This window comes from Mesorhizobium ventifaucium (genome assembly GCF_935822925.1).
Classification (GTDB): Bacteria; Pseudomonadota; Alphaproteobacteria; order Rhizobiales; family Rhizobiaceae; genus Mesorhizobium; species Mesorhizobium ventifaucium.
On sequence record NZ_CAKXZS010000026.1, the window covers coordinates 1 to 26,051 of the forward strand.

Consider the following 26,051-nt stretch of genomic DNA (forward strand, 5'->3'; position numbering starts at 1 on the left):
ACCTGAGCGTCCGACGCTCTAGTTCATCGTCGGGATGACGAATTCGGCGCCGTCCTTGACGCCGGACGGCCAGCGCGAGGTCACCGTCTTGGTCTTGGTGTAGAACCGGAATGCGTCCGGTCCGTGCTGGTTGAGGTCGCCGAAGGAAGACGCTTTCCAGCCGCCGAACGTATAGTAGGCGATCGGCACCGGGATCGGCACGTTGATACCGACCATGCCGACCTGAACCCTCGAGGCGAAGTCGCGGGCGGCATCGCCGTCGCGGGTGAAGATGGCGACGCCATTGCCCATTTCATGGTCGTTGGCGAGCTTGATCGCGTTCTCGTAAGTCGGCGCGCGCACCACCGAGAGCACCGGCCCAAAGATCTCTTCCTTGTAGATGCGCATGTCAGCCGTCACGTTGTCGAACAGGCAGCCACCCATATAGTAGCCGTTCTCATAGCCCTGCATGGAAAAGCCGCGTCCGTCGACGACCAGCTTGGCGCCTTCCCTAACGCCGGTATCGACATAGGACTTGACCCGCTCCAGTGCCTGCGCCGTCACCAGCGGCCCGAAATCGGCGGACGAATCCGTCGACGGGCCGACCTTCAGGCTTTCGACACGTGGCACCAGCTTTTCCATCAGCCGGTTGGCGGTATCGTTGCCGACCGGGACCGCCACCGAGATCGCCATGCAGCGCTCGCCGGCCGAGCCGTAGCCGGCGCCGATCAGCGCGTCGACGGTCTGGTCCATGTCGGCGTCGGGCATGATGATCATGTGGTTTTTGGCGCCGCCGAAGCACTGCACACGCTTGCCGGCCGCGCAGCCGCGCGAATAGATGTACTGGGCAATCGGCGTCGAGCCGACGAAGCCGATGGCCTTGATGTCGGGATCATCGAGGATGGCGTCTACCGCCTCCTTGTCGCCGTTGACGACGTTGAGAATGCCCGCTGGCAGGCCGGCCTCGATGAACAGCTCGGCGATGCGCATCGGCACTCCTGGGTCGCGCTCCGAAGGCTTCAGGATGAAGGCGTTGCCGCAAGCGATGGCCGGCGCGATCTTCCACAATGGGATCATCGCCGGAAAATTGAACGGCGTGATGCCGGCAACGACGCCGAGCGGCTGGCGCATCGAATAGACATCGATGCCGGGGCCGGCGCCGTCGGTGAACTCGCCCTTCATCATGTGCGGCGCGCCGATGCAAACCTCGACCACTTCCAGGCCGCGCTGGATGTCGCCCTTGGCGTCGGCGATGGTCTTGCCGTGTTCGCGCGCCAGAATGTCGGCCAAGGCATCATACTCCCGGGCGACCAGTTCGAGGAACTTCATCAGGACGCGCACGCGCCGCTGCGGATTGGTCGCCGCCCAGCTGGGCTGCGCCGCCTTGGCGTTTTCCACCGCCGCACGCAGTTCCGCCTGCGAAGCCAGCGCCACGGTGCCGCGCACCGTTCCGTCCATCGGCTGCATCACGTCCTGTTTGCGGCCGCTGGTCCCAGCGACACGCTTGCCGCCGATGAAATGACCGTATTCGATCATGGTTTCTCTCCCTGTATTTGTGATGCGGCATTGTCCGCCTTTGCGCCGCCGATGGCAACGTGAGCGGAAACGCAACCGTTGTGCGGAAAATAGATAGCGGTTGACTTAGGAGCATCAATTCCCGCAAATGGTAGTGCCCCCTCAAGGAATGACAGGTTGAGTTCCTTCGCGCCCCCCTCTGTCCTGCCGGACATCTCCCCCACGAGGGGGAAGATTGGCTGTCATCCCCGCTTTCGCCGACCCGCAACGTTGCAAGAAAGTCGCCGCCGGAGGGGTCGGCCGATCTCCCCCCAAGTGGGGGAGATGTCCGGCAGGACAGAGGGGGGCGCCGTAGAGCGCTGCCGTAATCCTCGTCATCCGGACCATCCTCATGAACTGGGATGACGTCCGCATCTTTCTTGCGGTGGCGCGTGCCGGCCAGATTCTCGGCGCCGCAAAGCGGCTGGAGCTCAACCACGCGACCGTCTCGCGCCGCGTCGCCGCACTCGAGGATGCGCTGCGCACAAAACTCTTTCGCCGGCTGACCACCGGCAGCGAGCTGACACCGGCGGGCGAGCGCTTCCTCGACATCGCCGAGCGCATGGAAGGCGACATGATCGCCGCACGCTCGACCGTGGCGGGCGAAGGCGACGACGTCTCCGGCACCGTGCGCATCGGCGCGCCTGATGGTTTCGGCGTCGCCTTCCTGGCCAAACGCCTCGGCGCACTGACGGCGCTTCACCGCGAACTCACCATCCAGCTGGTGCCGGTGCCGCGTTCCTTCTCGTTGTCCAGGCGCGAGGCCGACATCGCCATCACCGTGGAGCGACCGACGGAAGGCAGGCTGGTGGCGGGAAAGCTGGTCGACTACACGCTCGGCCTGTTCGCGTCCCGCGCCTATGCCGACGCGCATGGCCTGCCCCATGCGCCGGCCGAGCTTGGCCGGCACACGCTGATCGGCTATGTCCCGGACCTCATCGTCAGCCCCTCGCTCGACTATGCGGCCGAGTTCAGCGCCGACTGGCGCACGAGCTTCGCCATCTCCTCAGCGCTCGGCCAGGCCGAAGCGGTGCGCTCCGGCGCCGGCATCGGCATCCTGCACACCTTCGTCGCCCGCTCGATGCCGGAACTGGTGGCTGTCGACATCGTCGCGCCCATTCGCCGTGCCTACTGGCTGGTCTATCACGAATCGGTCCGGCCGCTGCGCCGCGTCCAGATCGTCGCGAGCTTCATCACCAAGGCGGTGGAACGGGAGCGAAGCCTGTTCGTCTGACGATATTCATCTGCGCACTTTAATTGTCATTGTCCTCAAAAACCGCTGCGCGGTTTCGGGGAAGTGTGTTGAACCTTGATCCCAAATTACGCGGCAAGTTTCTCACCCGCTCACATGCGTGAAGGATCCTTCCGATCTTACCGCTGGTATCGCTCCGGTCCGAGATCGCGGACATTGATGTCCGGCACCCGGCTGGAAATGATGTCGGCCAGGACCCTGGCCGAGCCGCAGGCCATGGTCCAGCCAAGCGTGCCGTGGCCGGTGTTGAGATAGAGGTTGGAAAACTCGGTACGGCCGATCAGCGGCGGCCCGTCCGGCGTCATCGGCCGCAACCCGCACCAGAAGGTCGCCGACCGCATGTCGCTGCTGCCTGGAAAAAGGTGGCCGAGCGAATGTTCGAGCGTGCGCCGCCGCGATTCATGCAGCGTCAGGTCAAAGCCGGAAATCTCCGCGGTGCCACCGACCCGGATGCGATCGCCGAGCCTGGTGATCGCCACCTTGTAAGTCTCGTCCATCACCGTCGAGACCGGTGCTGCGGCAGCATCCTTGATCGGCACGGTGATCGAATAACCCTTGACCGGATAGACCGGGATGGGTCGTTTCAGGCTGCGCATGAATTTTGCCGAATAGCTGCCCATCGCCATCACATAGGCGTCGGCGGCCTTCCAGCCTTTGCTCGTATTGATGTTGGCGATATGGTTGCGCTTGCGGACGATGCGCCGTATCTCCGTGTCGTATTCGAAGGTGACGCTGCGCGCCACGCAGAGCTCGGCCAGACGGTCAGTGAACATCTTGCAGTCACCGGTTTCATCGCCCGGCAGCCGCAGGCCGCCGACGAACTTTTCACGCACGGCTGCCAAGCCAGGCTCGGCCGCGATGCAGCCGTCGCGATCGAGGATCTCGTAGGGAACGCCATATGTCTTCAGCACCTCGACATCGCCTGAAGTGCCGTCGAGCTGCTGTTGCGTACGAAAAAGCTGCAGCGTTCCCTTGGTGCGCTCGTCATAGGCGATGCCGGTCGCCTCGCGCAGCGCTTTCAGCGTGTCGCGGCTGTATTCGGCCAAAGGCACCATCCGCGCCTTGTTCACCGCATAGCGCTCGGCCGTGCAGTTGCGCAGCATCCTGACCAGCCATACCCACATATGCGGATCGAGGGTCGGCCGCACCACCAGCGGACCATGCTTCATCAGCAGCCATTTGATCGCCTTCAGCGGGACGCCGGGGCCGGCCCAGGGTGAGGCGTAGCCGGGCGAGATCTCGCCGGCATTGGCAAAGCTGGTTTCCAGTGCCGGGCCCTTCTGGCGGTCGATCACCGTCACTTCATGGCCGGCCTCGGCCAGATAATAAGCAGTGGTGACCCCGATGACGCCGCCGCCCAGCACGAAGATCTTCATCGCATAGCTCTCCAGAACGATGTCTTGTCAGGGGTTTTGGGGGGCGGGGGCATCGTGGCTTTCTGTCTGCCGGATTTTACCGCGTCCGCCAAGTGCCCAAGCATGTCGCCCAGACCTACGCAGGCGGTTTTGGGACAACGACATGCCTGAAAAAGCCCGCGCGCTATCCATTCACATAGCGGCGGTGAAAGCGGCGTCCGAGGCTGGTCAGGATTTCATAGCCGATGGTGCCGGCATGGCCGGCCGCCTGGTCGACCGTCTGCGACGGGCCGATCAGTTCGACGAGGTCGCCCGCCTTCAGCCTGCCGGGCGGCAGGGCCGAAATGTCGAGAACGATCGAATCCATCGACACACGGCCCAGGAACGGCAAGCGCACATTTTCGAACCAAGCGGCCGAGGCCGCGCGTCGATGCCAGCCATCGGCATAGCCAAGCGAGATCGTTGCGGCGACCAGCGAATCGGTGACGTGAAAAAAGTGGCCATAGCCGACGCCGGCTCCCCTATCGAGGCTGCGCGTCTGGATGATTTTTGCTTGAAGCCGCACCACCGGCAGCATCGGATTTTCCTGTGCTGGCGTCGGATTGATGCCGTAGAGCGCTGCACCGGGCCGGGCGAGGTCGTAGTGAAAGGGCTGCCCAAGAAAGATGCCGGAGGAATTGGCGAGCGAGGCCGGCGCCTTTGGCAGCATCTTGCGCAGCCGCTCGAATTCCAGCCGCTGCTGCCCGTTGGCCGGATGCTCGGGTTCGTCGGCGCGAGCGAGATGGCTCATCACCAAGGTGACGTCGATGCCGTCGAAAGCCTGCGGGTCGGCAGCGACGGCCTCCACCTCGGCTGCCGCCATGCCGAGCCGCGACATGCCGCTGTCGACCTGGATTGCAGCCTTGAGCTTGCGGCCGGCCTGCTGCGCCGCCGCGCGCCAGGCGGCGAGTTGGCCGGCGCTGTTGATGACCACGCCCAGCTCCGCTTCGACGGCTTCGCTTTCAGCGCCCGGCTGAATGCCGTTCAGCACATGGATCGCCGCCCGTGCGCCGAGCGCCTGGCGCAGCAAGACCCCTTCGGTCAGATGCGCGACGAAAAAAATAGCGCAGCCTTCGGCCGCAAGCGCCGCCGCCACTCGCGCCCCGCCGAGCCCGTAGCCGTCGGCCTTGACGACACCGGCGCAGCCGACGCCGCCCAACCGCGCCTTGAGCCGCCGGTAATTTTCGCGGATGGCGCCCAGATCGATGGTCAATATGGCGCCGGCCGCCGCTTCGCTGATCGGCGCGGCTTTGACGGCGACCCTTTCAGAAAGAGATTTTTTGGAAGTGCCGTTCATGCCAATCCCGTCTGCAGCGGATTGGCCATCAATAAGGCCACCGCGGCGACGCAGCAACCGTGGTCGGCGCGAGCGCGGCTTGCGCCAAGCTACGCAATCAGATGCCGGAATGCCGCAACCACATCCTCATAGACCTGACGTTTGAACGGCACGATCAGGTCGGGCAATTCCTCCATTGGCCGCCAAGCCCATCTGTCGAACTCGGCGGTGTGGCCGCCCGGCGGCGGATTGATCTCTATCTCGCTCACGGCGCCGTGAAAGCGGAAGGCGAACCATTTTTGCGTCTGGCCGCGATACTTTCCCTTGAAGGCGATGCCGACGAGATGGGCCGGCAGGTCGTACAATATCCAGTTCGGCGCCTCATCCAGCAACGAGACGCTGCGCATGCCGGTTTCTTCGTAAAGCTCCCGCTGTGCCGCCTGCAGCGGCTCTTCGCCCTTGTCGATGCCACCCTGCGGCATCTGCCAGAGCTGCGTCGTGCCGGCGAATTCGCTGTCCGGCTCGGCAATGCGATGCCCGACCCAGACCAGCCCCTCTCCGTTGAGGACCATTGCTCCGACGCAGCGACGATAGGGCAGCGTCTCGGGGTCGACCGGTTTTTTCTTCGCCATGCTCAACCTTTTTCCGGATCCACCGCCACTGCCGAAATCGGCACGACCTCGATGCCGCGCTTCTTGGCCTCGATCATCCAGGATGCCACGGTATCGACCGTCAGGTCGAAGGCCGAGCCGATGCCGACGGCAAAGCCTTTCGCCCGCGCGGTGGCTTCCAGTTCGTCCAGCTTCTTCAATATGGCGCCGCGGTCCCGCACGGCGTCGATCGAAATGTCGCCGGCGGCGAACGGCACACCGTTCTTCAACGCCAGTTCGGGCGCCAGGCTGCGTGCCGACGAACCGTCGTCGACATAGGCTAGGCCGCGCCTGCCAAGCTCGGCCATCAGCGGCCCCATCGCCGCAGCATCCGCCGAAAAACGCGCGCCCATATAGTTCATGACGCCGGTGTAATTGGTCGTCCGCGACAGCGCCCATCGCAAATTCTCCAAATTCTCGTCCGGTGTCGCCACGACCGTCAGCGTGTTGCGGCCGGGATTGACATTCGGATAGTCGAACGGTTCGAGCGGCACCTGCATGACGATCTCATGGCCGCTCTGCCGCGCCGCCTGCATCCAGCGGCCGATGCTGTTGCCCTGCGGCGCGAAGCCCAGCGTCACTTCGGCCGGCAGCTTGGCGATGGCCGCCTGCGTGCCGGTCTGTGACACGGCAAGCCCGCCGATGATGATTGCCACGCGCGCACCTCGCGCACCGGACCACGGTCGCGCATAGACATCGAACGGCCGCCTGCCGTCGGCAGCACGAACCGGCAATGGACCGGTATCGCCGGATTCGACCAGCGCCCTGTCGGGAATATGCGCGACCCTCAGGTTCTGGCCGATCGTCGAAGGGTCGTGGATGACGATGGCCGCCCTGGGGGGTCCGTCGCCCGCTTCGGTCTGCATGTGGATGATCTGCGGCCCCGTCTTGGACCCGCCTGTCTTGGATATGCTCGCCTCGGACGCGGCTTCGGCGTTTGGCGCCGGCTCAGTGACCGGCGCTGCGGGGTCGACCGCCTCTATCGCCTTCGGCGTCGAAACGGCGACTTCTTCCGGCTTTCGAAACGGCCTTTCACGCAGCGCAATCGCGCCGGAGACGCCGATCACGGCCACCACCACGAGAGTTGCCGCGACCACACCAGCGCTGATCCTGCGGGCCGCGCGCGGCGGCCGGACGGCCTGCCCGAGTGGGCGTTCGATGTCACTACCGATGTCAGCCAAGCCGCATCCCCAGCCGCGGTCCCCGAATCAAACTGCCGAGGCCTTGCGGCCCCGGCAGCATTGCATCGCTTCGATCAGGCAGCCAGACCTGTTGTCCGGCTGATCGACGTTTCCTGGTTCAGCACAGCCCTACTGGTTCAGCACAGCCCTACTGGTTCAGCACGGCCTTGTCCGGATTCGGCGGGAACGCCGGATCGGTCTTCTCGCCGCGCAGCAACTGCTGGGCAAAGATGAGCTGCAGATCGTCTTTCGGCTCCGGCGGCACATAGGCTGCCGAGCCCGAACCGGCATCGCCCTCCTCGCTGCCCTTGATGTGGCCCTTGAGGTCCGACTCACCGCGCGTCAGGTCCCTGCCTTGCAGGTCCGGCGGCAACGGCTGGTCGACCTTGATGTCAGGCGTGATGCCCTTACCCTGGATCGACTTGCCGGACGGCGTGTAATAGAGCGCCGTCGTCAGGCGCAGCGCGCCGTTCTCGCCGAGCGGGACGATGGTCTGCACCGAACCCTTGCCGAAGGACTGCGTGCCGACCACCGTGGCGCGGCGCAGATCCTGCAGCGCGCCGGCGACGATTTCGGACGCACTGGCTGAGCCGCCATTGACGAGCACGACCAGCGGCTTGCCGTCGATATCGTCGCCCGGCCGCGCGTCGAAGCGGGTGACGTCCTTCGGATCGCGGCCGCGGGTCGAGACGATCTCGCCACGGTTGAGGAAGGCGTCGGACACGCTCACCGCCTGATCGAGCAACCCGCCCGGATTGAGGCGCAGATCAAGCACGTAGCCCTTGAGCTTTTCGTTCGGCACCTGCTTCTTGATGGTTTCGATGGCGCTCTCGAGATCATCATGGGTCTTTTCGGTGAAAGAGGTGATCTTGATGTAGCCGATGTCGTTCTCGACCCGGAACTTGACCGCCTTGACCTTGATGATGTCGCGCACCACCGTCAGCTCGATCGGCTTATCGGCGCCCTGACGCAGGATGGTGAGCTTGATCGGCGTGTTGACCAGCCCGCGCATCTTCTCGACCGCATCGTTGAGGCTCAGGCCGCGAACCTCCTCGCCGTCGATCTTGGCAATATAGTCGCCGGCAAGCACGCCCGCTTTGGCAGCCGGCGTATCGTCGATCGGCGTGATCACCTTGACCAGGTCATTCTCCATGGTGACCTCGATGCCGAGGCCGCCGAACTCGCCCTTGGTCTGCACGCGCATGTCCTGCGCCTCTTCGGCGTTCATATAGGAGGAGTGCGGGTCGAGCGAGGTAAGCATGCCGTTGATGGCGTTTTCGACCAGCGACTTGTCGTCGGGCGGCGTCACATACTGCGCCCGCACCCGCTCAAAAATATCCCCGAAGATCGCCAGTTGCTTATAGGTCTCGGAGCCCGCAGCGTTCGCCGTCGAGCCGGGCGCGCCATAGACCAGGCTCATCGCGGATGCGCCCATCAGCGCACCGGCAAACAGAAGCGACAGTTTCCGCATCATCTCACGTCCTTCCAGACAAACGGTCCGCCCACCATGGGGTCGGATCGACGGGTTTTCCATCCTTGCGGAACTCAACATAGAGTTCCGGCGTGGTATTTCCATTCTTCGATGCCGAGGTGCTCGCCACCCGGGCCTCTCCCATCGCGCCGACCGGCTCTCCTGCGAGCACCGACTGGCCAGACGCGACGCTGATTCTGCTCATCCCCGCGAGAACGACATGATAGCCGTCACCTGCGTTCAGGATCAAGAGTTGACCATAAGAGCGAAAAGGTCCCGCATAAAGTACATTTCCGTCCGCTGGCGCGGTGACGATGGCTCCCGATTGTGTCGCAACCATGTCACCGAGCATCACTGCGCCGTTACCGTCGCTGGCCCCGAACCGCCGCTTGATCTTGCCGGTGACGGGCAACGCGATCTGCCCCTGAAGCGCCGAAAACGGTGCAGCGGCAGCGAGCCGGTTGGCTTCTGGCACCGGCAGGGCCGCCAGTTCCGTCTGTGCCGGGGCCTCCTGGGCCGGGGCCGTCTGCGCCGGAGCCTTGTCGGCGTCCGCGGCCTTCTGCTCGGCTGCCTTCGCCGCGTCCGCCGCCTTGCGGGCGTTGTCGGCCTCGATCGAGGCGATCAGGTCCTTCAGGCTGCCGGCCTTGGCCGCCAGTGCTGCGGATCGCTGCTTTTCCGCCGCCACTGCCGTTTGCGTCTCGGCCTCGAGCTTCTGCTTGGCTTCGAGCAGCATGCCGAGCCGCTTCTTTTCCGCCGCCTGCTCGCCGACTGCCGCCGTCAGCCGCGCCCGCTCCGCCTCGATCGAGGCCGTCACCCGCGACTGCTCCTTGAGGTCCGCCAGCAATATCTCGGTCTGCTGGCGCAGTTCCGGCACCACGGCGCCGAGCAGGATGGCGCTGCGCACCGACGACAGCGCGTCCTCCGGCTTGACCAGGATGGCCGGCGGCGGATTGAGCCCCATGCGCTGCAGCGCGGCCAGCACCTCGGCCAGAACGTCGCGTCTGGCAGCCAGCGAGGCGCGGATTTTCTGCTCCTCGCCCTTAAGCCGTTCCAGCTTGGCGCCGATGTCCTCGATGTCCTGACCGAGCTTCTGCTCGGTCATCGCCGACTGGATCAGCGCCGCGGTGATCGAGGCATGGTCTTTCTTGACCGTCGCCATGTCGGCGGCGAGCTTGGCCAACCGCTCCGACGACAGCGTGATCTCCTTCGCTACCCGTTCGTATTCGGCGCGGCTCTGGTCCGGGTCAGGCGCCATGTCGAGCCTGTTCTGCGCCCACGCGGCACTGAACGACAGCATAAGCACCGCCGCTGCCAAGCCGCAGCCTGCGCGCCAAAAGCCCGTTCGCGATTTCCAACCCTCAGCCATGAAGCCCGACTCTATGCGTGGCTTCGTTAACGAACCATCAACCATGTTCGAGAGCCCGCCGACCGTAGTCAGCCTCATGACGCATTGAGGCGAAAATCCGGGCGACTCACGCCAATCCACCGATTCGGTTGAACCTGCAACGGTTCACGAGCGATGATAGGGATGGCCGGACAGGATTGTGGCTGTCCGGTAAAGCTGCTCGCCCAACATGACACGGACCAGCTGGTGCGGCCATGTCAGCGCGCCGAACGACACCATCAGGTCGGCCTGATCTCGCAGCGACTGGTCGTGACCGTCGGCACCGCCGATGGCGATGACAAGCGCCTTGCGGCCGCTATCACGCAACAGGCCGATGCGCCCAGCGAAATCCTCGGAGGAGAAGTTCTTGCCGCGTTCGTCGAGCAGCATCAGCGCGGCGCCAGGCTGCAACTGCGCCTGCAGTTTCTGGCCCTCTTCGCGGCGACGCTCGTTGGCGGTCTGGGCGCGGCCCTCCGCAATCTCAACGATCCCTGAGAATTCGAGCCCCACGGACTGGCCGCTCTTGGCGAAGCGCTCGAAATACCGGTCGGCGAGCAGCTTCTCGGGGCCGGCTTTCATCCGGCCCACGGCATGAACGACGATTTTCATCCCTGCCTCGAAGAGCCGCTAATGCATGTCACCAAAGCATGCCCTCGGGCCTGACCCGAGGGTGGTCACCGGTTTTGGGAAGCGACATGCATCAACCAAATACGGCTCAGTGGAGGGTCTCCTCCTCGAGGTCCGGCGCTTGCCACATCTTTTCGAGATTGTAGAAGTCGCGAACTTCGGGGCGGAAGACATGGACGATGATGTCGCCCGAATCGATCAGGACCCAGTCGGCGCCGGCCAGTCCCTCGACGCGCGCCGTGCCGAGCCCGGCATCTTTGAGCGCCTTGAGGAGATGATCGGCGACAGCCGAGACATGACGGTGCGATCGGCCGGACGCGATGACCATATAGTCACCGAGGCTCGATTTTCCCTGAATGTCGATTGAGACGATGTTTTCGGCCTTGGAGTCTTCCAGACTGGCAAGGACTGTCTTGATGGCGCGGGACACGGCGTCGTTTACGCTGATCCCGGCCGGCGAAGGCACGATGTCGGCCTTCTTCCACAGTGCTGTTCTCAGTGTATTTCCTTTCGCAGCAAGAACAACCAAATCACCCTTCAAAGCAGGTGACACCCCTTAGATAGGCAGAGTTGCGTTGCAGTTTCAAGACGGCGGCCCTGCCGTAGCCAACGAAGAGCCGTTCTTCCGGTTCCGCAGTTGAAGAAAAATCGGAACTCTTGTCGCCTGGCGTGGGTTATCGGCGCATTGACCAACCGGATCCCCCTCATGCCTGTCGACCCTCAGAACGCTCTCCTCACCGTGCAGTCCGGCCTTGCGCAGCTCAGCGCACTGATCGTCTCCTACTCGTTCTCGGCCATCGGCGCCGTCATCCTGCTGGTCCTCGGCTATATCGTCGCCGGTCTCGCCCGGCGCTCGATTTATGCCGGCCTCGGCCATATCCATGGGTTCGACGCGACGCTGCGCCACTTCTTCTCAAGGATCGTCCGCTACGCCATACTGATCCTCGTTGTCGTGATGGTGCTCGGCCAGTTCGGCGTGCAGACGACCTCGATCATTGCCGCCATTGGCGCCATCGGCCTGGCCATCGGCCTGGCGCTGCAAGGCACGCTGCAGAACATTGCCGCCGGCATCATGCTGCTGGCGCTTCGGCCGTTCCGCATCGGTGAATATGTCGAGGTCGGCGTCATTTCCGGGACCATCGAGGAAATCGGCCTGTTCGCTACTCAGTTGCGGACAGTCGAAGGCGTCTACGTCCTCGCCCCCAATTCGACGCTGTGGAACCTGCCAGTCCGCAACTATACGCGCAACGGTGTCCGCCGCGCCGACATCACGCTGACCATCGGTTCCTGGAACGATATCGATCTCGCTCAAAAGGCCATGCTGGGCGTCGCCGCCGCCGACCGACGCGTCAGGCGAGAGCCGGCGCCGATTGCCTTTGTGGCGACCGTCGGCGACAGCAACGTCGCCATCACCTTGCGCTACTGGACCTCGGCTGCCGATTTCTTCGCCACCCAGATCGATCTCACCAAACGCGCCAAGCAGGCCTTCGACAGCGAAGGCATTTCCATACCCGCGCCACCGCCGGAAGCACCGCGGCAGGAAACCGTCACCAGACAGTGAGATGATCATCCGGCATAGCTACTTATCCGCGCGGCTGCTCTTCGGACGGAAAGGCAAGATCGACGGGCAGGGGTGCCTGCGCCGTCATCGGCGCGAAATTGCCGGTCTCGGCCGCGGGAACAGGCGACATCGCCACCACACGCCACAGCACGAACAGGCAAAAAACGGTGGCAATGACGACGGCCACATGGATGAAAGCTTGCGTTCCGTAGACGGCAGAAAGCCCGGTCACGATGCCGGGCACGACGAAGCCGGACAGCGACCACGCAAACAGCAGCGAACTGGACAGCGCCACCATGTCGTCCTTGCCGGCGCGGTCGGCGGCATGCGCGCTGGCCAACGAATAGATCGATTCCGACGCGCCGGCCCAGACCACATAGATGACGACCAGCGCCGCCAGCGCACCACCATCGAAGCCGAGGGCAAACAGGCCCGCCGCCATGGCAAGCGCCGAGGCGGCGACCAGCACAAAGCGCCGGTCGGTGCGGTCGGAAATCCATCCGAGCGGGATCTGCAGGATCAATGTACCGATCGGCATTGCCGACAACAGCAGTGCCACATCGGCCTGGCTGTAGCCCTTGGCCGTAGCATGGATCGGCGCAAAGCCTGAAATCGTCATCGACAGGCCGCCGACGGCAAGCATGCCGGCGACGCCGACCGGCGAAATCCGCCAGGCCCGGCCAAGCGCCACCGACGCCGCCTGCGGCGGCGGCGGCTGGGCGAGCCGCGTCAGCCCGACGGGGAGGATCGACAGCCCGGTGAAGGCGATGCCGACCAGCGGCGCGTCCGCAGCCCTTATGTCGATCAGCGCCAGTGTCGAGTAGCCGACACCGAGCCCGGCGACATAGGCGACGTAGAAGAAGGCCATGACCCTGCCGCGTATGGTGTTGGCGATGACGTCGTTCAGCCAGCTCTGCGCCACGATGAACAGGCCGCATATGGCAAAGCCGTAGAGCGCGCGTGCCGCGATCCACGACAGCGGGTGCGGTCCGGCCCCAACGGCGGCGTTGGACAGCACGATCAACGCCGACAGCACCATGAACGCGCGGGCATGGCCGACGCGCCGTACCAGCGGACCGGTCAGGATGCAGCCTGCCAGGCCGCCGGCCGAAAGTCCGGTGACGATCAGCCCGGCCCAGGTCGGATCGAAGCCCTCGGCGCCGAGCCGGACCGGGATATAGGCGAACATCAGTCCGTTGCCGACGGCTACCAGCGCCATCGACAGGACGATGCTGGCAATGGCGATCGCCGGGGTTGGCGGGTTGCCCTGCGCCGGGTCGCGTCTGGTCTGGAGAATCGTCATGCCCGCGCAGGATCGCCTACTCGGCGGCGAATGGCCGCCGCAAAAGCGACATCAGCGGTCTTCCCTTCTCCCCTTGTTGTGGGAGAAGGAGACCCTATCCTTTCGCCATTTTGCGGATCGCGGTCGACGACAGCGACGAGCGCGGGCCGTGGATGAAGGTCCAGGCCGGCGCCTTCATGCGGGCGAGCCGCGGCGCGTCGCCTTCGTCGACACGCGCGTAGTCGAAGGTCTTGGCGACGACCGACGACAGGAACGACAGCGTCGCGCCAGGGCGGTCGACAACCGCGATCGGAAACGTCATCACGATCTGGCGCCAGCGCTGCCAGCGATGGAAATCGCGAAGCGAATCGGCGCCCATGATCCAGACGAAGTCGACGCCCGGGTTGCGCGCCTTGACCAGGGCCAGCGTGTCGGCGGTGAAGCGGACATGATGGGTCGCCTCGAAGGCGGTGACCTTGACCTTCGGGTTCCGGGCGATCTGCTCGGACAGGCGCAGCCGCTCGGCCAGCGGCGCCAGTTCCCGCGCGCTCTTGAGCGGATTGCCCGGCGTCACCATCCACCAAAGCTGATCGAGCGCCAGGCGTCTGAGCGCGATCTCTGCGACCAGCGCATGGCCGGCATGGGCAGGATTGAACGAGCCGCCAAACAGCCCGACGGCCAGGCCCTTTTCGGCATGCGGCATTTTTAGATAGTGGGAGGGGACGGTGGGGTCGGAAGGGGAGAGCATCGTGCTAGGCGCCCCCCTCTGCCCTGCCCTCTTTGCCAAACATTGGCATCTCCCCCTCAAGGGGGGAGATTGGCGGCTTCATCACAGGCGCAAATCTTGCAGCGCCGGCGATTGGCGAAAACAGAAACGACAGCCAATCTCCCCTCTTGCGGGGGAGATGTCCGGCAGGACAGAGGGGGGTGGCTGGGCGCAAACTTCAAGCCCCAGTAGCGAAAAAGCTCAAGGCCTCACCTGTCCTGTCCCGCGCACGCGGTACTTGAACGAGGTCAGTTGCTCGACACCGACCGGGCCGCGGGCATGCATCTTGCCGGTGGCGATGCCGATCTCGGCGCCCATGCCGAATTCGCCGCCATCGGCGAATTGCGTCGAGGCATTGTGCAGAAGGATCGCCGAATCGATCTCGTTGAAGAACCGTTCGACAGCGTCGGCATCCTCGGCGACGATCGCCTCGGTGTGGTGCGAGGAAAAATTCTCGATGTGCTCGATGGCGCCGGCAACGCCATCGACCAGCTTTACCGCGATGATGGCATCGAGATATTCGCTCACCCAGTCGGCGTCGGTCGCAGGCCGTGCGTCAGCAAACACTTTCAGCACCTCGCCGTCGGCGTGGATTTCGCACCCGGCGGCGCGCAATGCTTCGAGGATCGGCGTGAGATGGGTGGCGGCAACAGCGCGGTCGACCAGCAGCGTCTCGGCCGCGCCGCAGACGCCGGTGCGCCGCATCTTGGCGTTGACCGCGATCCTGACCGCCATGTCGAGATCAGCCGAGCGGTCGATGTAGAGATGGCAGATGCCTTCGAGATGAGCAAAGACCGGCACCCGAGCCTCGTTCTGGACGCGTTCGACCAGGTTCTTGCCGCCGCGCGGAATGATCACGTCGATGTTGCTGGAAAGTCCTTTCAGCATCTCGCCGACGGCGGCGCGGTCGGCGGTCGGCACCAGTTGGATGGCATCCTGCGGCAGCTTGGCCGCATTCAGCCCTTCGACCAGGCAGGCATGGATCGCCGCCGAGGAGTTGAGCGAATCCGAGCCGCCGCGCAGGATCACCGGATTGCCGGCCTTGAGGCAGAGCGCGCCGGCATCGGCGGTCACGTTCGGCCGGCTTTCGTAGATGACGCCAACAACGCCGAGCGGCGTGCGCACGCGCTCGATATGCAGGCCGTTCGGCCGGTCCCATGCGGCAATGACATCGCCGACCGGATCGCGCAACCCGGCGATTTCACTGATGCCGTCGGCCATGGCACGGATGCGGGCGGGATCAAGCTTCAGCCGGTCCATGAAAGAAGCCGAAAGCCCCGACTGCTCGCCATTTTTGATGTCGATGGCGTTGGCGTCGAGAATATCCTGCTCGTGGCGAAGGATCGCCTGCGCCATACCGATCAACGCGGCGTGCTTGCGCTCGGCTGTGGCGACGGCCAGCGGTCGGGCGGCAGCGCGGGCGCGGCGGCCGATATCGGCCATCAGCGCCACCGTATCGTCCCGGGATTTTTCATGCAGCTTCAGCATGGCTCATTCTCCGCTATGCTCCTCGTCACTGACCGCTTGCTCAGCGGCCTGTACTTGGTCGCCGGCCCCTACTTGGTCGCCGGCCCGTACTTGGTCACCGGCCCGTACTTGGTCACCGGCCCGTACTTGGTCACCGGCCCGTACTTGGTCACCGGAATGGCTCACCACAAGGTCGTCGCGGTGGATCATCGCCGATCGCGCTTCATAGCCGAGCACCGTTTCGATCTCGGCTGTTTTCAAGCCAGCGATCCTTACGGCATCGGCGGCATCGTAGGCAACCAGTCCGCGCGCGATCTCACGGCCTTCGGGCGACAGGATCGCCACCGTGTCGCCGCGCGAGAAATTGCCGCTGACCAGCTTGACACCGGCCGGCAGCAGCGATTTGCCCGACAGCAGCGCGCCGATGGCGCCGGCATCGACGGTCAGCCGGCCTGCCGGTTCGAGCTGCCCGGCGATCCATGTCTTGTAGCCCTTGACCGGATTGGCGCTCGGCCGGAAGAACGTCGCCCGCTCGCCACGCTCGATCGCCATCAGCGGCGACAGCCGCGTGCCTGATGTGATGATCATGGCGGTGCCGGCGGCGGTGGCGATCTTGCCGGCGTCGAGCTTGGTGCGCATACCGCCGCGTGAAAACTCCGAAGCAGCCGCACCCGCCATCGCCTCGATGTCAGGAGTGATGCGGTCGACGACAGCAATGAACCTGGCATGCTGGTCGCGTGCCGGCGGCGCCGTGTAGAGCCCGTCAATGTCGGAGAGCAGCACCAAAAGGTCCGCGCCCATCATCGTCGCCACCCGCGCCGCCAGCCGGTCATTGTCGCCATAGCGGATTTCGGAAGTCGCCACCGTATCGTTCTCGTTGATGACCGGCACCGCCTTCATTTTGAGCAGCGTCGAGATCGTCGCGCGCGCATTGAGATAGCGGCGGCGCTCTTCGGTGTCGCCGAGCGTCAGCAGGATCTGGCCCGATTTCAGGCCGCCCTTGCCGAGCGCATCCGACCAGGCGCCGGCCAGCGCAATCTGCCCGACCGCCGCCGCCGCCTGGCTTTCCTCGAGCTTCAGCGCCCGCTTGCCGAGGCCCAAAATAGTGCGGCCAAGCGCGATGGCGCCGGACGACACGACGAGGATCTCGGCACCGCCTTCGGCCAACACACCGATGTCGTCGGCAAGCGAGGCCAGCCAGTCGCGCTTCAGGCCGGTCGTGCGGTCGACAAGCAGCGCCGAGCCGATCTTGACGGTGATGCGCCGGTATTTTTTCAGCTGCGCGGCCATAGCTATTTGTTCCAGCGCGTCTCGACCGGAGTGGCGACAGCTTCGCGCGCCTCGGCGACGACCGCCATCAGCGCGCGCAGAACCGCCTCGACGCCTTCGCCGGTGACGGCGGACAAAAGCATCGGCGCGCGGCCGACGGCGCGTTTCAGCGAAGCGACCTTCGTCTTGCGTGCGTCGGCATCGAGCGTGTCGACCTGGGAAAGTGCTACGATCTCGACCTTCTCGACCAGCCCATGGCCATAGGCGTCGAGTTCGGCGCGCACGGTCTTGTAGGCCTTCCCCGGATTTTCTTCCTGCGCGGAGACGAGGTGCAGGAGGACCCGCGTGCGTTCGACATGTCCGAGGAAACGGTCGCCGATGCCGACGCCTTCATGTGCGCCTTCGATCAGGCCGGGAACATCGGCGATGACGAATTCGCGCCCGTCGATACGGGCCACACCGAGGCCCGGATGCAGCGTGGTGAAGGGATAGTCGGCAATCTTCGGCTTGGCTGCGGTCACGGCTGCCAGAAAAGTCGACTTGCCGGCATTGGGCAGGCCGACCAGGCCGGCATCGGCGATCAGCTTGAGCCGGAGCCAGATATTGAACTCTTCGCCCGGCTGACCCGGATTGGCGCGGCGCGGCGCCTGGTTGGTCGAGGTCTTGAAATGCTGGTTGCCAAAGCCGCCATTGCCGCCCTTGGCCAGCAGGAAGCGTTGGCCGACCACGGTCAGGTCGCAGATCAGCGTCTCGTTATCCTCGGCAAAGACCTGCGTTCCCGCCGGCACTTTCAGCGTCACGTCGGCGCCCTTGGCGCCGGTCATGTTGCGGCCCATGCCGTGCGTGCCGGTCTTGGCCTTGAAATGCTGCTGATAGCGATAATCGATCAGCGTATTCAGCCCATCGACCGCCTCCACCCAGACATCGCCGCCGCGGCCGCCGTCGCCGCCGTCCGGACCGCCGAATTCGATGAACTTTTCGCGCCGGAACGACACCGAACCGGCGCCACCGTCGCCGGAGCGGACATAGACCTTGGCTTGATCGAGAAATTTCATCGTATTGCTGAGTTTCTGCTAGTGGCCTTGCGGCATTGCTCTAACGTTCGGCACTGCTCTAAACCAAGGCGGGGCGAAGGGCGAGGCTGTTTATCAACATGGCCCCAGTCTGAACATCGCCGGAGTCGCAATGCAGCTTGTAACCTACAACATCCACTACGGCGTCGGTCTTGACGGCCGCTACGATGTCGGCCGCATCGCCGATGCCGTGCGCGGCGCCGACGTGATCGCGCTGCAGGAGGTCTCGCGCAACAATCCCAACAATGGCGGCCGCGACATGGTGGCCGAGCTCGGCGACGCCCTGCCCGAATACTTCGCCGTCTACGGCAGCAATTTCGAGGCCGATGTCGGCTCGCGCCTGGAAAACGGCCGCGCCGTCACCACCACCTTCCAGCTCGGCAACATGGTGCTGTCAAAACCCCCGTTCATCTGTCGCGCAATCTCCTCTTGCCGCGCAGCCGCAGTTTCGAAGTGATGAATTTCCAGCGCGGCGCGCTGGAGGCGCTTATCGAGACGCCGCTTGGTTTCATCCGCTTCTATTCCACCCATCTCGACCATCGCAGCCCGGTCGAACGCGCCAGCCAGATCGCGTTTCTGCGCCGGCGCCTGTTGAACTATGCGATCGAGGCGGCGCGCTGTCGGGCGTCGCCGAAGTCGGCCTGCCGGACCTGCCTTATCCCGAAGGCTTCGTCGTCATGGGCGACTTCAACATGCTGGCCGGATCGCCGGAATATGTCGAACTGGCCGGCCGCCTGGATCACGAGTTCGGCATGCCGGTGACCGCCGATCTTGCCGTCGATGTGGCCCTGCGCCTTGCCGCCGCAGACGCCGATCTCGTCACCTGGGTCGACCCCAAGCGGCCTGACGACGCCAGCCGCCACAAGCGCATCGATTATGTCTTCACCAGCGCCTCGCTGGCCAAATCGCTGAAGCGCCGGTGGGTCGACCGGCAAGCAGTCGGTTCGGACCACCTGCCGGTCTGGGTCGAGATGGTTTGACCTCATGTCCGGTCCGAATGTTTGGTTTCAGCGCAATGCGCCGAGGTGTGTTGAGATTCAGGTCAGGCCGCGCCGAGAGTGGTGGCTTCCGAGAACCGGAGCGGAGCGTACTTAGAGTACGTGAGCCCGCGCATGACCCCGAAATCGAGATCGATTTCGGAAAGGTCATGCGCAAAAATCAAAGTTCTACAGCGTCCTTTGCGCGCCCCATAGGGCGCGCGGCGCTGTAGGGAAGCGCAGGAAACCGCCATTCGCAGGCCGGCCTCACCTGAATATCGACATGCCTAGAAATGGACCCAGTTCCTGAGGCTGGTCCAGGTCTTGCGATCGAGACGGTAGCGCTCGACCGGCACCTGGCCGGCGACGATCGAGTTCAGCATGCCCTGGCCGGCATATTGGAAGCCGCATTTGTGGATGACCCGGCGCGAGGCCGGATTGATGACCCGCGTCGAGGCATGCAGTACCTGGACAGCCGTCCTCTGGAAGGCGAGGTCGACGAGCGCATGCGCGGCCTCCGTCGCATAGCCGCGCTTCCAGTAGGGCTCGCCGATCCAGTAGCCGAGCTCCAGCCCGCGATCGGTGGTGTTGAGGCCGGCACAACCGACGAAAGTTTCGGTACCGGCAAGCGTCAAGGCATAGGCGATCCCGGCCCGGCGCGACACCGTCATCGCCAGGAAGACGCGTGCCTCGGCCTCGCCATAGGGGTGCGGCATGCGGGCCAGCATTTCGGCGACGTGGCGGTTGTCGGCGAGCACCACCAGTTGCTCGATATCGCTTTCGCGCGGCGGCCGCAGGACCAGCCGCTCGGTCACCAGGACCGGACAATCTATCGCGTAACTTTCACCGTCTGTGTCTTCCGCTTCGGCAACCATGTCAGTCCTCCAGGCACAAGAAAAAGGGGGAAATGGAAACCCATCTCCCCTGATCCATTTCCTGGCTTGGCCAGACACCGGTTCCCGAGATGGGTGCCGGTGTTCTCGTACGGAACCGGCTACTCCGCGGCCTTCGTCATCGGGTTCACCGATACGTAGGTTCGGCCATTGGCTTTTTTGTTGAAGGTGACTGCGCCAGCTTCGAGCGCAAACAGCGTGTGATCCGTGCCAATGCCGACATTGGTGCCAGGATGCCACGTCGTGCCACGCTGACGAATAATGATGTTGCCCGGAATCACGGTTTCGCCGCCGAACTTTTTCACGCCGAGCCGCTTGGAATGGGAGTCGCGACCATTGCGCGACGAACCGCCAGCTTTCTTGTGTGCCATTTAACTAACTCCGATGCGCCGCTAGGCGCTTGAAAGGTCTTATGAACGCGTTCGCGTTCCGTTTCAAGTCCGATCCGGCGACGATTGCGCCGGCTCGCTTTACTTCTTCGCCAATTCCTTGGCCTGCTCGCGCCAGTCCATGATCTGGTCGGCGCTGAACGGCATATGCTCGTCGATCCTGGCGACATCCTTGTCGGACAGCTTGGCGATCTGGGCGAAGGTCGTGATGCCCTGCTCGTTCAACTGGCCGGCCGCAACCGGGCCGATGCCCTTGATCACGGTCAGATCGTCCGCCTCGCCCTTCGGCGCCTTGAACAGCGGAGCGGCGGTTTCGGTTGCCTTGGCCTCGGCTTCCTTCGGCGCAGCCTCTGCCTTGGCTTCCTTCTTCGGCGCGGCTTCAGCCTTGGCCTCGGCCTTTGCAGAAACTTCGGCCTTCGCCTCGGTTTTGGCCGCGGCCTTCTTCGTCGGCTTGGCACCATCCAGCAGGATCTCGGCGATCCGCACGGTGGTCAAAAGCTGGCGATGGCCGATCTTGCGGCGCGAATTCTGCCGGCGGCGCTTCTTGAAGGCGATGACGGTGCGGTTCTTGCCCTGTTCGACGACTTCGGCGGTGACCAAGGCGCCGTCGACGAACGGCGCGCCGAACGTGACATTCTCGCCCTCGCCATGCGCGAGCACGTGGCCGATCTCGACGATATCGCCGACCTGGCCTTCGACTTTTTCGATCTTCAAGAGATCGTTGGCGGCGACGCGATACTGCTTGCCGCCCGTTTTGATGACTGCGAACATTTTTTGCCTTTCGCTGTTCGGTCGGCCTTGATGAACCGCTTCAGGCGGTTCGGCCGTCTTTTTGTCAGTCTGCGGGTTCAAAAAACAAGCGGCGCGGAAGAACCCTCCACGCCGATTGCGCCCTGTCCCTAACCGAAGGTTCGGCGCGAGTCAAGGCAAGCGGCCGAAAGCAAGACGGTGCCGGTAGCACAGGCGGCGGAGGTGTCGAAGAACGAGCGATACGGCCCGAAGAGAAGCCCGATATCAGGCAGATTGGCCCTTGTAACCTGTCCGCCCAGCCGTTATCTAGTGCGCCGCGCCGGCAACGGCGGACCATGACCGCGGAGAGGTGGCAGAGTGGTCGAATGCACCGCACTCGAAATGCGGCATGGGTGCAAGCCCATCGGGGGTTCGAATCCCTCCCTCTCCGCCATTTACCGCCGGGTCCATTCTGGACACATAGGTTACGGTTCATACCGGGGACATGGGTGACATCCTCGTGCCGAACGGGTTGTCGTTTGGTTGCAATGCCCTCTGCTCCAGGTCGAAATATTCCAGATCATAGTGTATGAAGCCAAATGCCGTCGTCGAACTCGGTGATGCCGAGCCTTTGACCGGCGAGCACGGTGATCTTCGTCCTGTGCATGCAGACGCGGCGGTGGTGAACCTGTTCACCTTCGAGACCGGCCCTTGCGCTAGCTGCGATTGATGAATCTTCCTCATGACGGCATGCGGATTTTGCCGCCTAATCGATCGCCGCCGTCGTCGCTATTCTATTTCAGACATTCGCAACACTGCCGCGCATGCCGAGGAAATGAGCGGCATGCCTGCGACAGTTCAGGACGATCAATGGAGACAGGCATGAACAAGCAGATCGAAATCGAGAGCACGGCGCAACCGCAGTCCAGTGTCGACTTTGGCCGGCGTGATCTGCTGAAGCTGACCGGCGCCGGCGTTGCCGCCCTCGGTGCGGCGTCGCTGTTCAACATCCCCTTCGCAAAGGCTCAAGACATGTCCAACGGCGCCAACAACTTCTACACCAGCGATAAGGTGACGCTCGAAAAGATTGGCTTCAAGAGCCAATACGAGATGAACGTCGCGGGCAATCTGTTCATTCCCAAAGACCTCAACCGCAATGCGCGCCATCCGGCGCTCGTCGTCGGACATCCGATGGGGGCGGTGAAGGAGCAGAGCGCAAATCTCTATGCCACCAAGATGGCCGAACAGGGCTTCGTCGCCATGTCCATCGACCTGCCGTTCTGGGGCGAAAGCGAGGGCGAGGCTCGCCAGATCGTTTCGCCTGACGTTTACGCCGAAGCGTTCAGCGCCGCGGTCGATTTCCTGGGCACGCGACCTTTCGTCGACAGAAATCGCATCGGCGCGATCGGCGTCTGCGGCAGCGGCAGCTTCGTCATCAGCGCGGCCAAGATCGACCCGCGGATCCGCGCCGTCGCGACCGTCAGCATGTACGATATGGGGGCCGCCAACCGCAACGCGCTTAACCAATCGCTGAGCGTCGAGCAGCGCAAGCAGACCATTGCTGCAGCTGCCGAGCGGCGCTGGGCCGAGTTTGAAGGCGGCGCGGTCGAATATACCAGCGGCACGGTGCATGAGCTGACCGCCGACACCCATCCGATCCAGCGGGAATTCTATGACTTCTACCGCACGTCGCGGGGTGAATTCACGCCCGCCAGTGCAAACCCGCAGATCACCACGCATCCGACGCTGACCAGCAATGTCAAGTTCATGAATTTTTACCCGTTCAACGACATCGAGACGATCTCGCCGCGTCCGATGCTGTTCATCGCCGGCGATCAGGCTCACTCCCGCGAGTTCAGCGAGGATGCCTACAAGCGAGCGGCCGAGCCGAAGGAGCTTGTGTGGGTTTCCGGCGCCGGGCACGTCGACCTCTACGATCGCGTCGATCTGATCCCGTTCGACAAGCTGACCAGCTTCTTCAATCAGCACCTCTCCGCGTGAGCGGCGCGATGGAGCCTGTACCGGACGGAACAGGCTCCATCAGCATAGATCGGGAGATACCACGGCATGCTGAAACTATTGCTGAGCTCCGCTGTTATCGCACTCGGAACGGTTGGATCTGCCATGGCTCAAGAACGCATTCGCATTTCTTCGGATTGGGGCGAGGTCACAGCCGATCTCGCCGATAACGAGGCCGCAAAATCTCTGGCGCAGATGCTGCCGCTCACGATCGAGATGTCTGATCATCTGCGCCAGGAAAAGACCGGCAATCTGCCTTCCGCCTTGCCCGAGCTGGCGCGGCAGCGCGACTTCTCCGTCGGCACGCTTGGGCTGTGGAGTTCCGATCATTTCGTAATCTACTATCGCAGCGGTCGCCTCCCGGCGCCTGGCATCATTGTGCTCGGGCAGGTCGCTGGCGACGCCTCGATATTTGATCGTCCCGGCCCCGTCACTGTCCGCGCCGAACGCGTCGACTGAACCTGCGCAATCCGCTCCCAGCTCGTCGCCGGAGGGCGAGCGGCGGATCTGCCGCTAAATAAAGTCTCTGTGTTCGCCTTCGTTTATCCGGTATAATCGAGTTCCGGCTATCAGAAGGATTCATGAGTGTCGCGGCAGAATGTCAACGATCTGCTCGCGTTCCTGGCTGTTGCTCGGGAGCGCAGCTTTACGCGCGCCGCAGCCCGGTTCGGCATATCGCAATCGGCGCTAAGCCACACTATCCGTCAACTCGAAGCGCGCCTTGGCGTTCGCCTGCTCACACGCACGACGCGCGCGGTGGCTCCCACGGAGGCGGGAGAAAGACTTTTGCAGCGGATTGGGCCGCACTTTGACCAGATCGAAGTCGAGGTCGATGCCCTGAACGAACTGAGAGAAAAGCCCGCCGGAACCATCCGGCTCTCAGCGCCTGACTATGCCATCAGCAGCATCCTTTGGCCCAAGCTGAAACGCTTTCTCCCGAAATATCCCGACATCAAGGTGGAACTCCTGCTCGACAACGGCCTCACCGACATCGTGACGGAGCGCTTTGACGCCGGGATCCGCATGGGCGAGCAGCTTGCGAAAGACATGATTTCCGCTCGCATCGGACCGGATTTCCGGTTCGCGGTCGTCGGCGAAAAATCCTATTTTGCCGAGCATCCCGCGCCGGAGAGGCCGCAGGATCTCGTGCAGCACAATTGCATCAACTACCGTTTTCCAACGTCCGGGGCTCTTTATGTGTGGGAGTTCGAGGAGAACGGCCGCGAGATCAAAATTCGCGCCGATGGGCAGCTCGTCTTCAACAACATCTTTCATGTCCTGGACGCCGCGCTCGCCGGCCGCGGCCTCGGCTATGTTCCGGAAGAAATAGCCCTTCCTCACATCGCCAAAGGCCGGCTGGCGCGGGTCCTGGAAGGTTGGTCGCCATATTGGGATGGCTACCATCTCTATTATCCGAGCCGCCGGCAATCCTCGCCTGCTTTCGTTACCCTGGTCGATGCGCTGCGCCATCGCGAGTAACTATCGCTGCCGCGGGCTCCGACGTTCTTGCCACTGAAAGTCACACAACGAAGGGCGACGACAACCGTCGATACATCATGGCTCGCAAAAGGACGTGAACGGCCGAGGCTGCAGCGTATCAGCTAATGCATGTCGCGCAAAAGCATGCCCTCGGGCCAGGACCCGAGGGTGCGCAGCGGTTTTGCGATGACGACAAGCATAAAAACAACAAACTAAAGCGCGTCGCATGAGGCCGCTCAAACGCGACGCGCTTTAGGGCTGCTGTATCGCCGCGAGCTTCCAGTCGCCGCCGTTCTGGCGGGTGAAAGTCCACAGTTCGGTTGTTTCCGTCGGCCGATCGGCTTCGCCGGCGACGATCTTGCCGCTGGCGCGATCGCGCGTCACGTCAACAGACTCATAGCGCAAGGCAGCCGTCGCGTAGTCGCGACCATCTTCCCGCCAGCTCTCCGCAATATCGGCCTCCAGCAGGCTGACGTTCGACACCTCGTTCCTGATGCCCTTTTTAGCATTGTCGGCAAGTTCTTCGGACAGGTACGACACCATCTCGGGGGTCGCCAGCCGCCGCAAGCCGGCATGGTCTTCACGCCCGAATGCTTCCTGAACTTCGGTCAACCGCTGCTGGAATGTGTCGAGGTCGGTCGGCGTCATTGTAATTTCATCGGAGGCTGGTGCTGTCCGGCCAAATCCAGACCCGATGCCTGGAATGGGGAAAGACGAGACGTTGTCCGCCTCGCGCTGGGCTGCCGCGTTTCGCCCAAAGTTGTCCATGCCCCGCGGAACACCGGCCATGGCGGGCGCCTGGTTGCGTGCCGATTGCGACCGGAAAAAGCGGATGGCCAGCATGATCGCGCCGCCGATCAGCAGCCCTTGCAGCAGCAGGCCGAAAATGCCGGCCAAGCCGCCGAACCCCTGGCCCAAAAGAAGTCCGATCAGACCGCCGAGCAGCAGCCCGCGCATCATCGAACCGCCGAGGCCGCTGAACAATCCTGGTCGTTGGGCTGCCGGCGTCTGGCGGGCAGCATTGTTCGTAGCGGTGTTAGGCGTCATCGAGCGCTCGACCGGCGCGGTCGGCTGTGGCGCCGTCCTTGTCGGCGGGACCGACTGGAAAGTACGCGTGCCGCGGCTGCCGAAGCTGCCGCCACGCCGCGCCTCGGCGTAATCAGCCGTGACCATGGAAAAAGCCAGGAACAGTCCTGCAAACAAAACGGCAAACCGGCTCGAACGCGAAATCATCATGGCATACCCTCAAGCGACACTCTGGCGCTCATATGGGGTGCGCCGATCCAAATATCAGTGGCCGCACCTTCCGTATTCAGCAATTGAGGAGAATTTCAGAACCTGCTCTCCACCCGGCACGGCAGCTGACCGTGATCCTTCTG

The 26,051-nt window shown here is 63.7% G+C and carries 23 protein-coding genes, 1 tRNA gene and 3 pseudogenes; 8 read left to right on the top strand and 19 right to left on the bottom strand.

The annotated features are described in order from the left end of the window. Positions 1-18 precede the first annotated feature (18 nt). The gene (locus tag NMG70_RS22905; RefSeq protein WP_254026633.1) at positions 19-1,515 is read right to left on the bottom strand and encodes a CoA-acylating methylmalonate-semialdehyde dehydrogenase; all 1,497 of its coding nucleotides are present in this window, start codon (positions 1,513-1,515) and stop codon (positions 19-21) included. Positions 1,516-1,885: 370 nt separating this feature from the next. On the opposite strand from NMG70_RS22905, the gene NMG70_RS22910 reads away from it, so the two are divergent. Further along, complete coding sequence (locus NMG70_RS22910) at positions 1,886-2,767, top strand: LysR family transcriptional regulator (protein WP_254026634.1); 882 nt, start codon at positions 1,886-1,888, stop codon at positions 2,765-2,767. 137 nt (positions 2,768-2,904) lie between these two features. Here the strand turns inward: NMG70_RS22910 and NMG70_RS22915 are convergent, their stop codons facing one another. From NMG70_RS22915 to rsfS, 8 genes are all read right to left on the bottom strand, one after another. Then, positions 2,905-4,161: a D-amino acid dehydrogenase gene (locus NMG70_RS22915; protein WP_254026635.1), complete on the bottom strand. Its 1,257-nt coding sequence runs from the start codon at positions 4,159-4,161 to the stop codon at positions 2,905-2,907. Positions 4,162-4,324: 163 nt separating this feature from the next. Then, positions 4,325-5,476 (bottom strand): alanine racemase, encoded by a 1,152-nt coding sequence (gene alr / locus NMG70_RS22920; RefSeq protein WP_254026636.1) that lies wholly within the window; start codon positions 5,474-5,476, stop codon positions 4,325-4,327. Between the two features lie 89 nt (positions 5,477-5,565). After that, positions 5,566-6,087, bottom strand: a complete 522-nt coding sequence (locus NMG70_RS22925) for an RNA pyrophosphohydrolase (RefSeq protein WP_254026637.1) — start codon at positions 6,085-6,087, stop codon at positions 5,566-5,568. Between the two features lie 2 nt (positions 6,088-6,089). Beyond that, positions 6,090-7,286 (bottom strand): divergent polysaccharide deacetylase family protein, encoded by a 1,197-nt coding sequence (locus NMG70_RS22930; protein WP_254026638.1) that lies wholly within the window; start codon positions 7,284-7,286, stop codon positions 6,090-6,092. Between the two features lie 148 nt (positions 7,287-7,434). Next, complete coding sequence (locus tag NMG70_RS22935) at positions 7,435-8,760, bottom strand: S41 family peptidase (protein ID WP_254018651.1); 1,326 nt, start codon at positions 8,758-8,760, stop codon at positions 7,435-7,437. Between the two features lies 1 nt (position 8,761). Beyond that, positions 8,762-10,123, bottom strand: coding sequence for a murein hydrolase activator EnvC family protein (locus NMG70_RS22940; RefSeq protein WP_254026639.1), 1,362 nt, complete (start codon positions 10,121-10,123; stop codon positions 8,762-8,764). A gap of 144 nt (positions 10,124-10,267) precedes the next feature. Beyond that, the gene (gene rlmH, locus NMG70_RS22945; RefSeq protein WP_254026640.1) at positions 10,268-10,750 is read right to left on the bottom strand and encodes a 23S rRNA (pseudouridine(1915)-N(3))-methyltransferase RlmH; all 483 of its coding nucleotides are present in this window, start codon (positions 10,748-10,750) and stop codon (positions 10,268-10,270) included. Between the two features lie 106 nt (positions 10,751-10,856). Next, positions 10,857-11,234, bottom strand: a complete 378-nt coding sequence (rsfS, locus tag NMG70_RS22950) for a ribosome silencing factor (protein ID WP_023800052.1) — start codon at positions 11,232-11,234, stop codon at positions 10,857-10,859. 240 nt (positions 11,235-11,474) lie between these two features. On the opposite strand from rsfS, the gene NMG70_RS22955 reads away from it, so the two are divergent. Beyond that, positions 11,475-12,329 (top strand): mechanosensitive ion channel family protein, encoded by an 855-nt coding sequence (locus NMG70_RS22955; RefSeq protein WP_254026641.1) that lies wholly within the window; start codon positions 11,475-11,477, stop codon positions 12,327-12,329. A 22-nt stretch (positions 12,330-12,351) separates the two neighbouring features. Here NMG70_RS22955 and NMG70_RS22960 read toward each other — a convergent pair whose 3' ends face one another. The 5 genes and pseudogenes from NMG70_RS22960 to obgE all read right to left on the bottom strand — a co-directional run bounded on the left by NMG70_RS22960 (position 12,352) and on the right by obgE (position 18,168). Then, on the bottom strand, positions 12,352-13,632 hold the full coding sequence (locus NMG70_RS22960) for an MFS transporter (RefSeq protein ID WP_254026642.1): 1,281 nt from the start codon (positions 13,630-13,632) through the stop codon (positions 12,352-12,354). A 94-nt stretch (positions 13,633-13,726) separates the two neighbouring features. Beyond that, positions 13,727-14,314, bottom strand: a complete 588-nt coding sequence (locus NMG70_RS22965) for a nicotinate-nucleotide adenylyltransferase (RefSeq protein ID WP_254026720.1) — start codon at positions 14,312-14,314, stop codon at positions 13,727-13,729. Between the two features lie 264 nt (positions 14,315-14,578). Next, positions 14,579-15,865 carry a glutamate-5-semialdehyde dehydrogenase gene (locus NMG70_RS22970; protein WP_254026643.1) on the bottom strand — a complete coding sequence of 429 codons (1,287 nt, stop codon included), beginning with the start codon at positions 15,863-15,865 and terminating at the stop codon, positions 14,579-14,581. Between the two features lie 132 nt (positions 15,866-15,997). Beyond that, positions 15,998-17,134, bottom strand: a pseudogene (gene proB / locus NMG70_RS22975) (glutamate 5-kinase); the annotation flags it as partial. Between the two features lie 2 nt (positions 17,135-17,136). Beyond that, the gene (obgE, locus tag NMG70_RS22980) at positions 17,137-18,168 is read right to left on the bottom strand and encodes a GTPase ObgE (RefSeq protein ID WP_254026644.1); all 1,032 of its coding nucleotides are present in this window, start codon (positions 18,166-18,168) and stop codon (positions 17,137-17,139) included. A gap of 130 nt (positions 18,169-18,298) precedes the next feature. Between obgE and NMG70_RS33040 the strand changes: the two genes are divergently transcribed. Next, positions 18,299-18,643 carry an endonuclease/exonuclease/phosphatase family protein gene (locus tag NMG70_RS33040; RefSeq protein WP_367185578.1) on the top strand — a complete coding sequence of 115 codons (345 nt, stop codon included), beginning with the start codon at positions 18,299-18,301 and terminating at the stop codon, positions 18,641-18,643. Positions 18,644-18,764: 121 nt separating this feature from the next. Beyond that, positions 18,765-19,166 (top strand): annotated as a pseudogene (locus tag NMG70_RS33045) (endonuclease/exonuclease/phosphatase family protein); the annotation flags it as partial. A gap of 284 nt (positions 19,167-19,450) precedes the next feature. On the opposite strand, the gene NMG70_RS22990 reads toward NMG70_RS33045, so the two are convergent. From NMG70_RS22990 to NMG70_RS23000, 3 genes are all read right to left on the bottom strand, one after another. Further along, complete coding sequence (locus NMG70_RS22990) at positions 19,451-20,038, bottom strand: GNAT family N-acetyltransferase (protein WP_254026645.1); 588 nt, start codon at positions 20,036-20,038, stop codon at positions 19,451-19,453. 119 nt (positions 20,039-20,157) lie between these two features. Continuing rightward, positions 20,158-20,427, bottom strand: a complete 270-nt coding sequence (gene rpmA / locus NMG70_RS22995; RefSeq protein WP_254026646.1) for a 50S ribosomal protein L27 — start codon at positions 20,425-20,427, stop codon at positions 20,158-20,160. Between the two features lie 99 nt (positions 20,428-20,526). Further along, positions 20,527-21,216: a 50S ribosomal protein L21 gene (locus NMG70_RS23000; RefSeq protein ID WP_254026647.1), complete on the bottom strand. Its 690-nt coding sequence runs from the start codon at positions 21,214-21,216 to the stop codon at positions 20,527-20,529. 322 nt (positions 21,217-21,538) lie between these two features. Here NMG70_RS23000 and NMG70_RS23005 point away from each other — a divergent pair. Further along, positions 21,539-21,628 (top strand) — tRNA-Ser (locus tag NMG70_RS23005). A 38-nt stretch (positions 21,629-21,666) separates the two neighbouring features. Here NMG70_RS23005 and NMG70_RS33315 read toward each other — a convergent pair. Continuing rightward, positions 21,667-21,850: pseudogene (locus NMG70_RS33315) on the bottom strand (hypothetical protein); the annotation flags it as partial. Positions 21,851-22,056: 206 nt separating this feature from the next. Here NMG70_RS33315 and NMG70_RS23010 point away from each other — a divergent pair. From NMG70_RS23010 to NMG70_RS23020, 3 genes are all read left to right on the top strand, one after another. Continuing rightward, positions 22,057-23,175 (top strand): alpha/beta hydrolase, encoded by a 1,119-nt coding sequence (locus tag NMG70_RS23010; protein WP_254026648.1) that lies wholly within the window; start codon positions 22,057-22,059, stop codon positions 23,173-23,175. A gap of 123 nt (positions 23,176-23,298) precedes the next feature. Continuing rightward, entirely contained in the window at positions 23,299-23,652 is a 354-nt protein-coding gene (locus NMG70_RS23015; RefSeq protein WP_254026649.1) for a cyclophilin-like fold protein, read from the top strand. Positions 23,653-23,778: 126 nt separating this feature from the next. After that, positions 23,779-24,672: a LysR family transcriptional regulator gene (locus tag NMG70_RS23020; RefSeq protein WP_254026650.1), complete on the top strand. Its 894-nt coding sequence runs from the start codon at positions 23,779-23,781 to the stop codon at positions 24,670-24,672. A 252-nt stretch (positions 24,673-24,924) separates the two neighbouring features. Here the strand turns inward: NMG70_RS23020 and NMG70_RS23025 are convergent, their stop codons facing one another. Continuing rightward, positions 24,925-25,905, bottom strand: coding sequence for a Tim44 domain-containing protein (locus NMG70_RS23025; protein WP_254026721.1), 981 nt, complete (start codon positions 25,903-25,905; stop codon positions 24,925-24,927). Positions 25,906-26,051: the final 146 nt, after the last annotated feature.

Excerpts from the sequence above, each read along its gene's own strand:
- NMG70_RS22905 (WP_254026633.1), bottom strand. The coding sequence starts at position 1,515 with ATGATCGAATACGGTCATTTCATCGGCGGCAAGCGTGTCGCTGGGACC.
- NMG70_RS22910 (WP_254026634.1), top strand. The coding sequence starts at position 1,886 with ATGAACTGGGATGACGTCCGCATCTTTCTTGCGGTGGCGCGTGCCGGC.
- NMG70_RS22915 (WP_254026635.1), bottom strand. The coding sequence starts at position 4,161 with ATGAAGATCTTCGTGCTGGGCGGCGGCGTCATCGGGGTCACCACTGCT.
- alr (WP_254026636.1), bottom strand. The coding sequence starts at position 5,476 with ATGAACGGCACTTCCAAAAAATCTCTTTCTGAAAGGGTCGCCGTCAAA.
- NMG70_RS22925 (WP_254026637.1), bottom strand. The coding sequence starts at position 6,087 with ATGGCGAAGAAAAAACCGGTCGACCCCGAGACGCTGCCCTATCGTCGC.
- NMG70_RS22935 (WP_254018651.1), bottom strand. The coding sequence starts at position 8,760 with ATGATGCGGAAACTGTCGCTTCTGTTTGCCGGTGCGCTGATGGGCGCA.
- NMG70_RS22940 (WP_254026639.1), bottom strand. The coding sequence starts at position 10,123 with ATGGCTGAGGGTTGGAAATCGCGAACGGGCTTTTGGCGCGCAGGCTGC.
- rlmH (WP_254026640.1), bottom strand. The coding sequence starts at position 10,750 with ATGAAAATCGTCGTTCATGCCGTGGGCCGGATGAAAGCCGGCCCCGAG.
- NMG70_RS22955 (WP_254026641.1), top strand. The coding sequence starts at position 11,475 with ATGCCTGTCGACCCTCAGAACGCTCTCCTCACCGTGCAGTCCGGCCTT.
- NMG70_RS22960 (WP_254026642.1), bottom strand. The coding sequence starts at position 13,632 with ATGACGATTCTCCAGACCAGACGCGACCCGGCGCAGGGCAACCCGCCA.
- NMG70_RS22965 (WP_254026720.1), bottom strand. The coding sequence starts at position 14,314 with ATGCCGCATGCCGAAAAGGGCCTGGCCGTCGGGCTGTTTGGCGGCTCG.
- NMG70_RS22970 (WP_254026643.1), bottom strand. The coding sequence starts at position 15,865 with ATGCTGAAGCTGCATGAAAAATCCCGGGACGATACGGTGGCGCTGATG.
- obgE (WP_254026644.1), bottom strand. The coding sequence starts at position 18,168 with ATGAAATTTCTCGATCAAGCCAAGGTCTATGTCCGCTCCGGCGACGGT.
- NMG70_RS33040 (WP_367185578.1), top strand. The coding sequence starts at position 18,299 with ATGCAGCTTGTAACCTACAACATCCACTACGGCGTCGGTCTTGACGGC.
- NMG70_RS22990 (WP_254026645.1), bottom strand. The coding sequence starts at position 20,038 with ATGGTTGCCGAAGCGGAAGACACAGACGGTGAAAGTTACGCGATAGAT.
- rpmA (WP_254026646.1), bottom strand. The coding sequence starts at position 20,427 with ATGGCACACAAGAAAGCTGGCGGTTCGTCGCGCAATGGTCGCGACTCC.
- NMG70_RS23000 (WP_254026647.1), bottom strand. The coding sequence starts at position 21,216 with ATGTTCGCAGTCATCAAAACGGGCGGCAAGCAGTATCGCGTCGCCGCC.
- NMG70_RS23010 (WP_254026648.1), top strand. The coding sequence starts at position 22,057 with ATGAACAAGCAGATCGAAATCGAGAGCACGGCGCAACCGCAGTCCAGT.
- NMG70_RS23015 (WP_254026649.1), top strand. The coding sequence starts at position 23,299 with ATGGCTCAAGAACGCATTCGCATTTCTTCGGATTGGGGCGAGGTCACA.
- NMG70_RS23025 (WP_254026721.1), bottom strand. The coding sequence starts at position 25,905 with ATGATTTCGCGTTCGAGCCGGTTTGCCGTTTTGTTTGCAGGACTGTTC.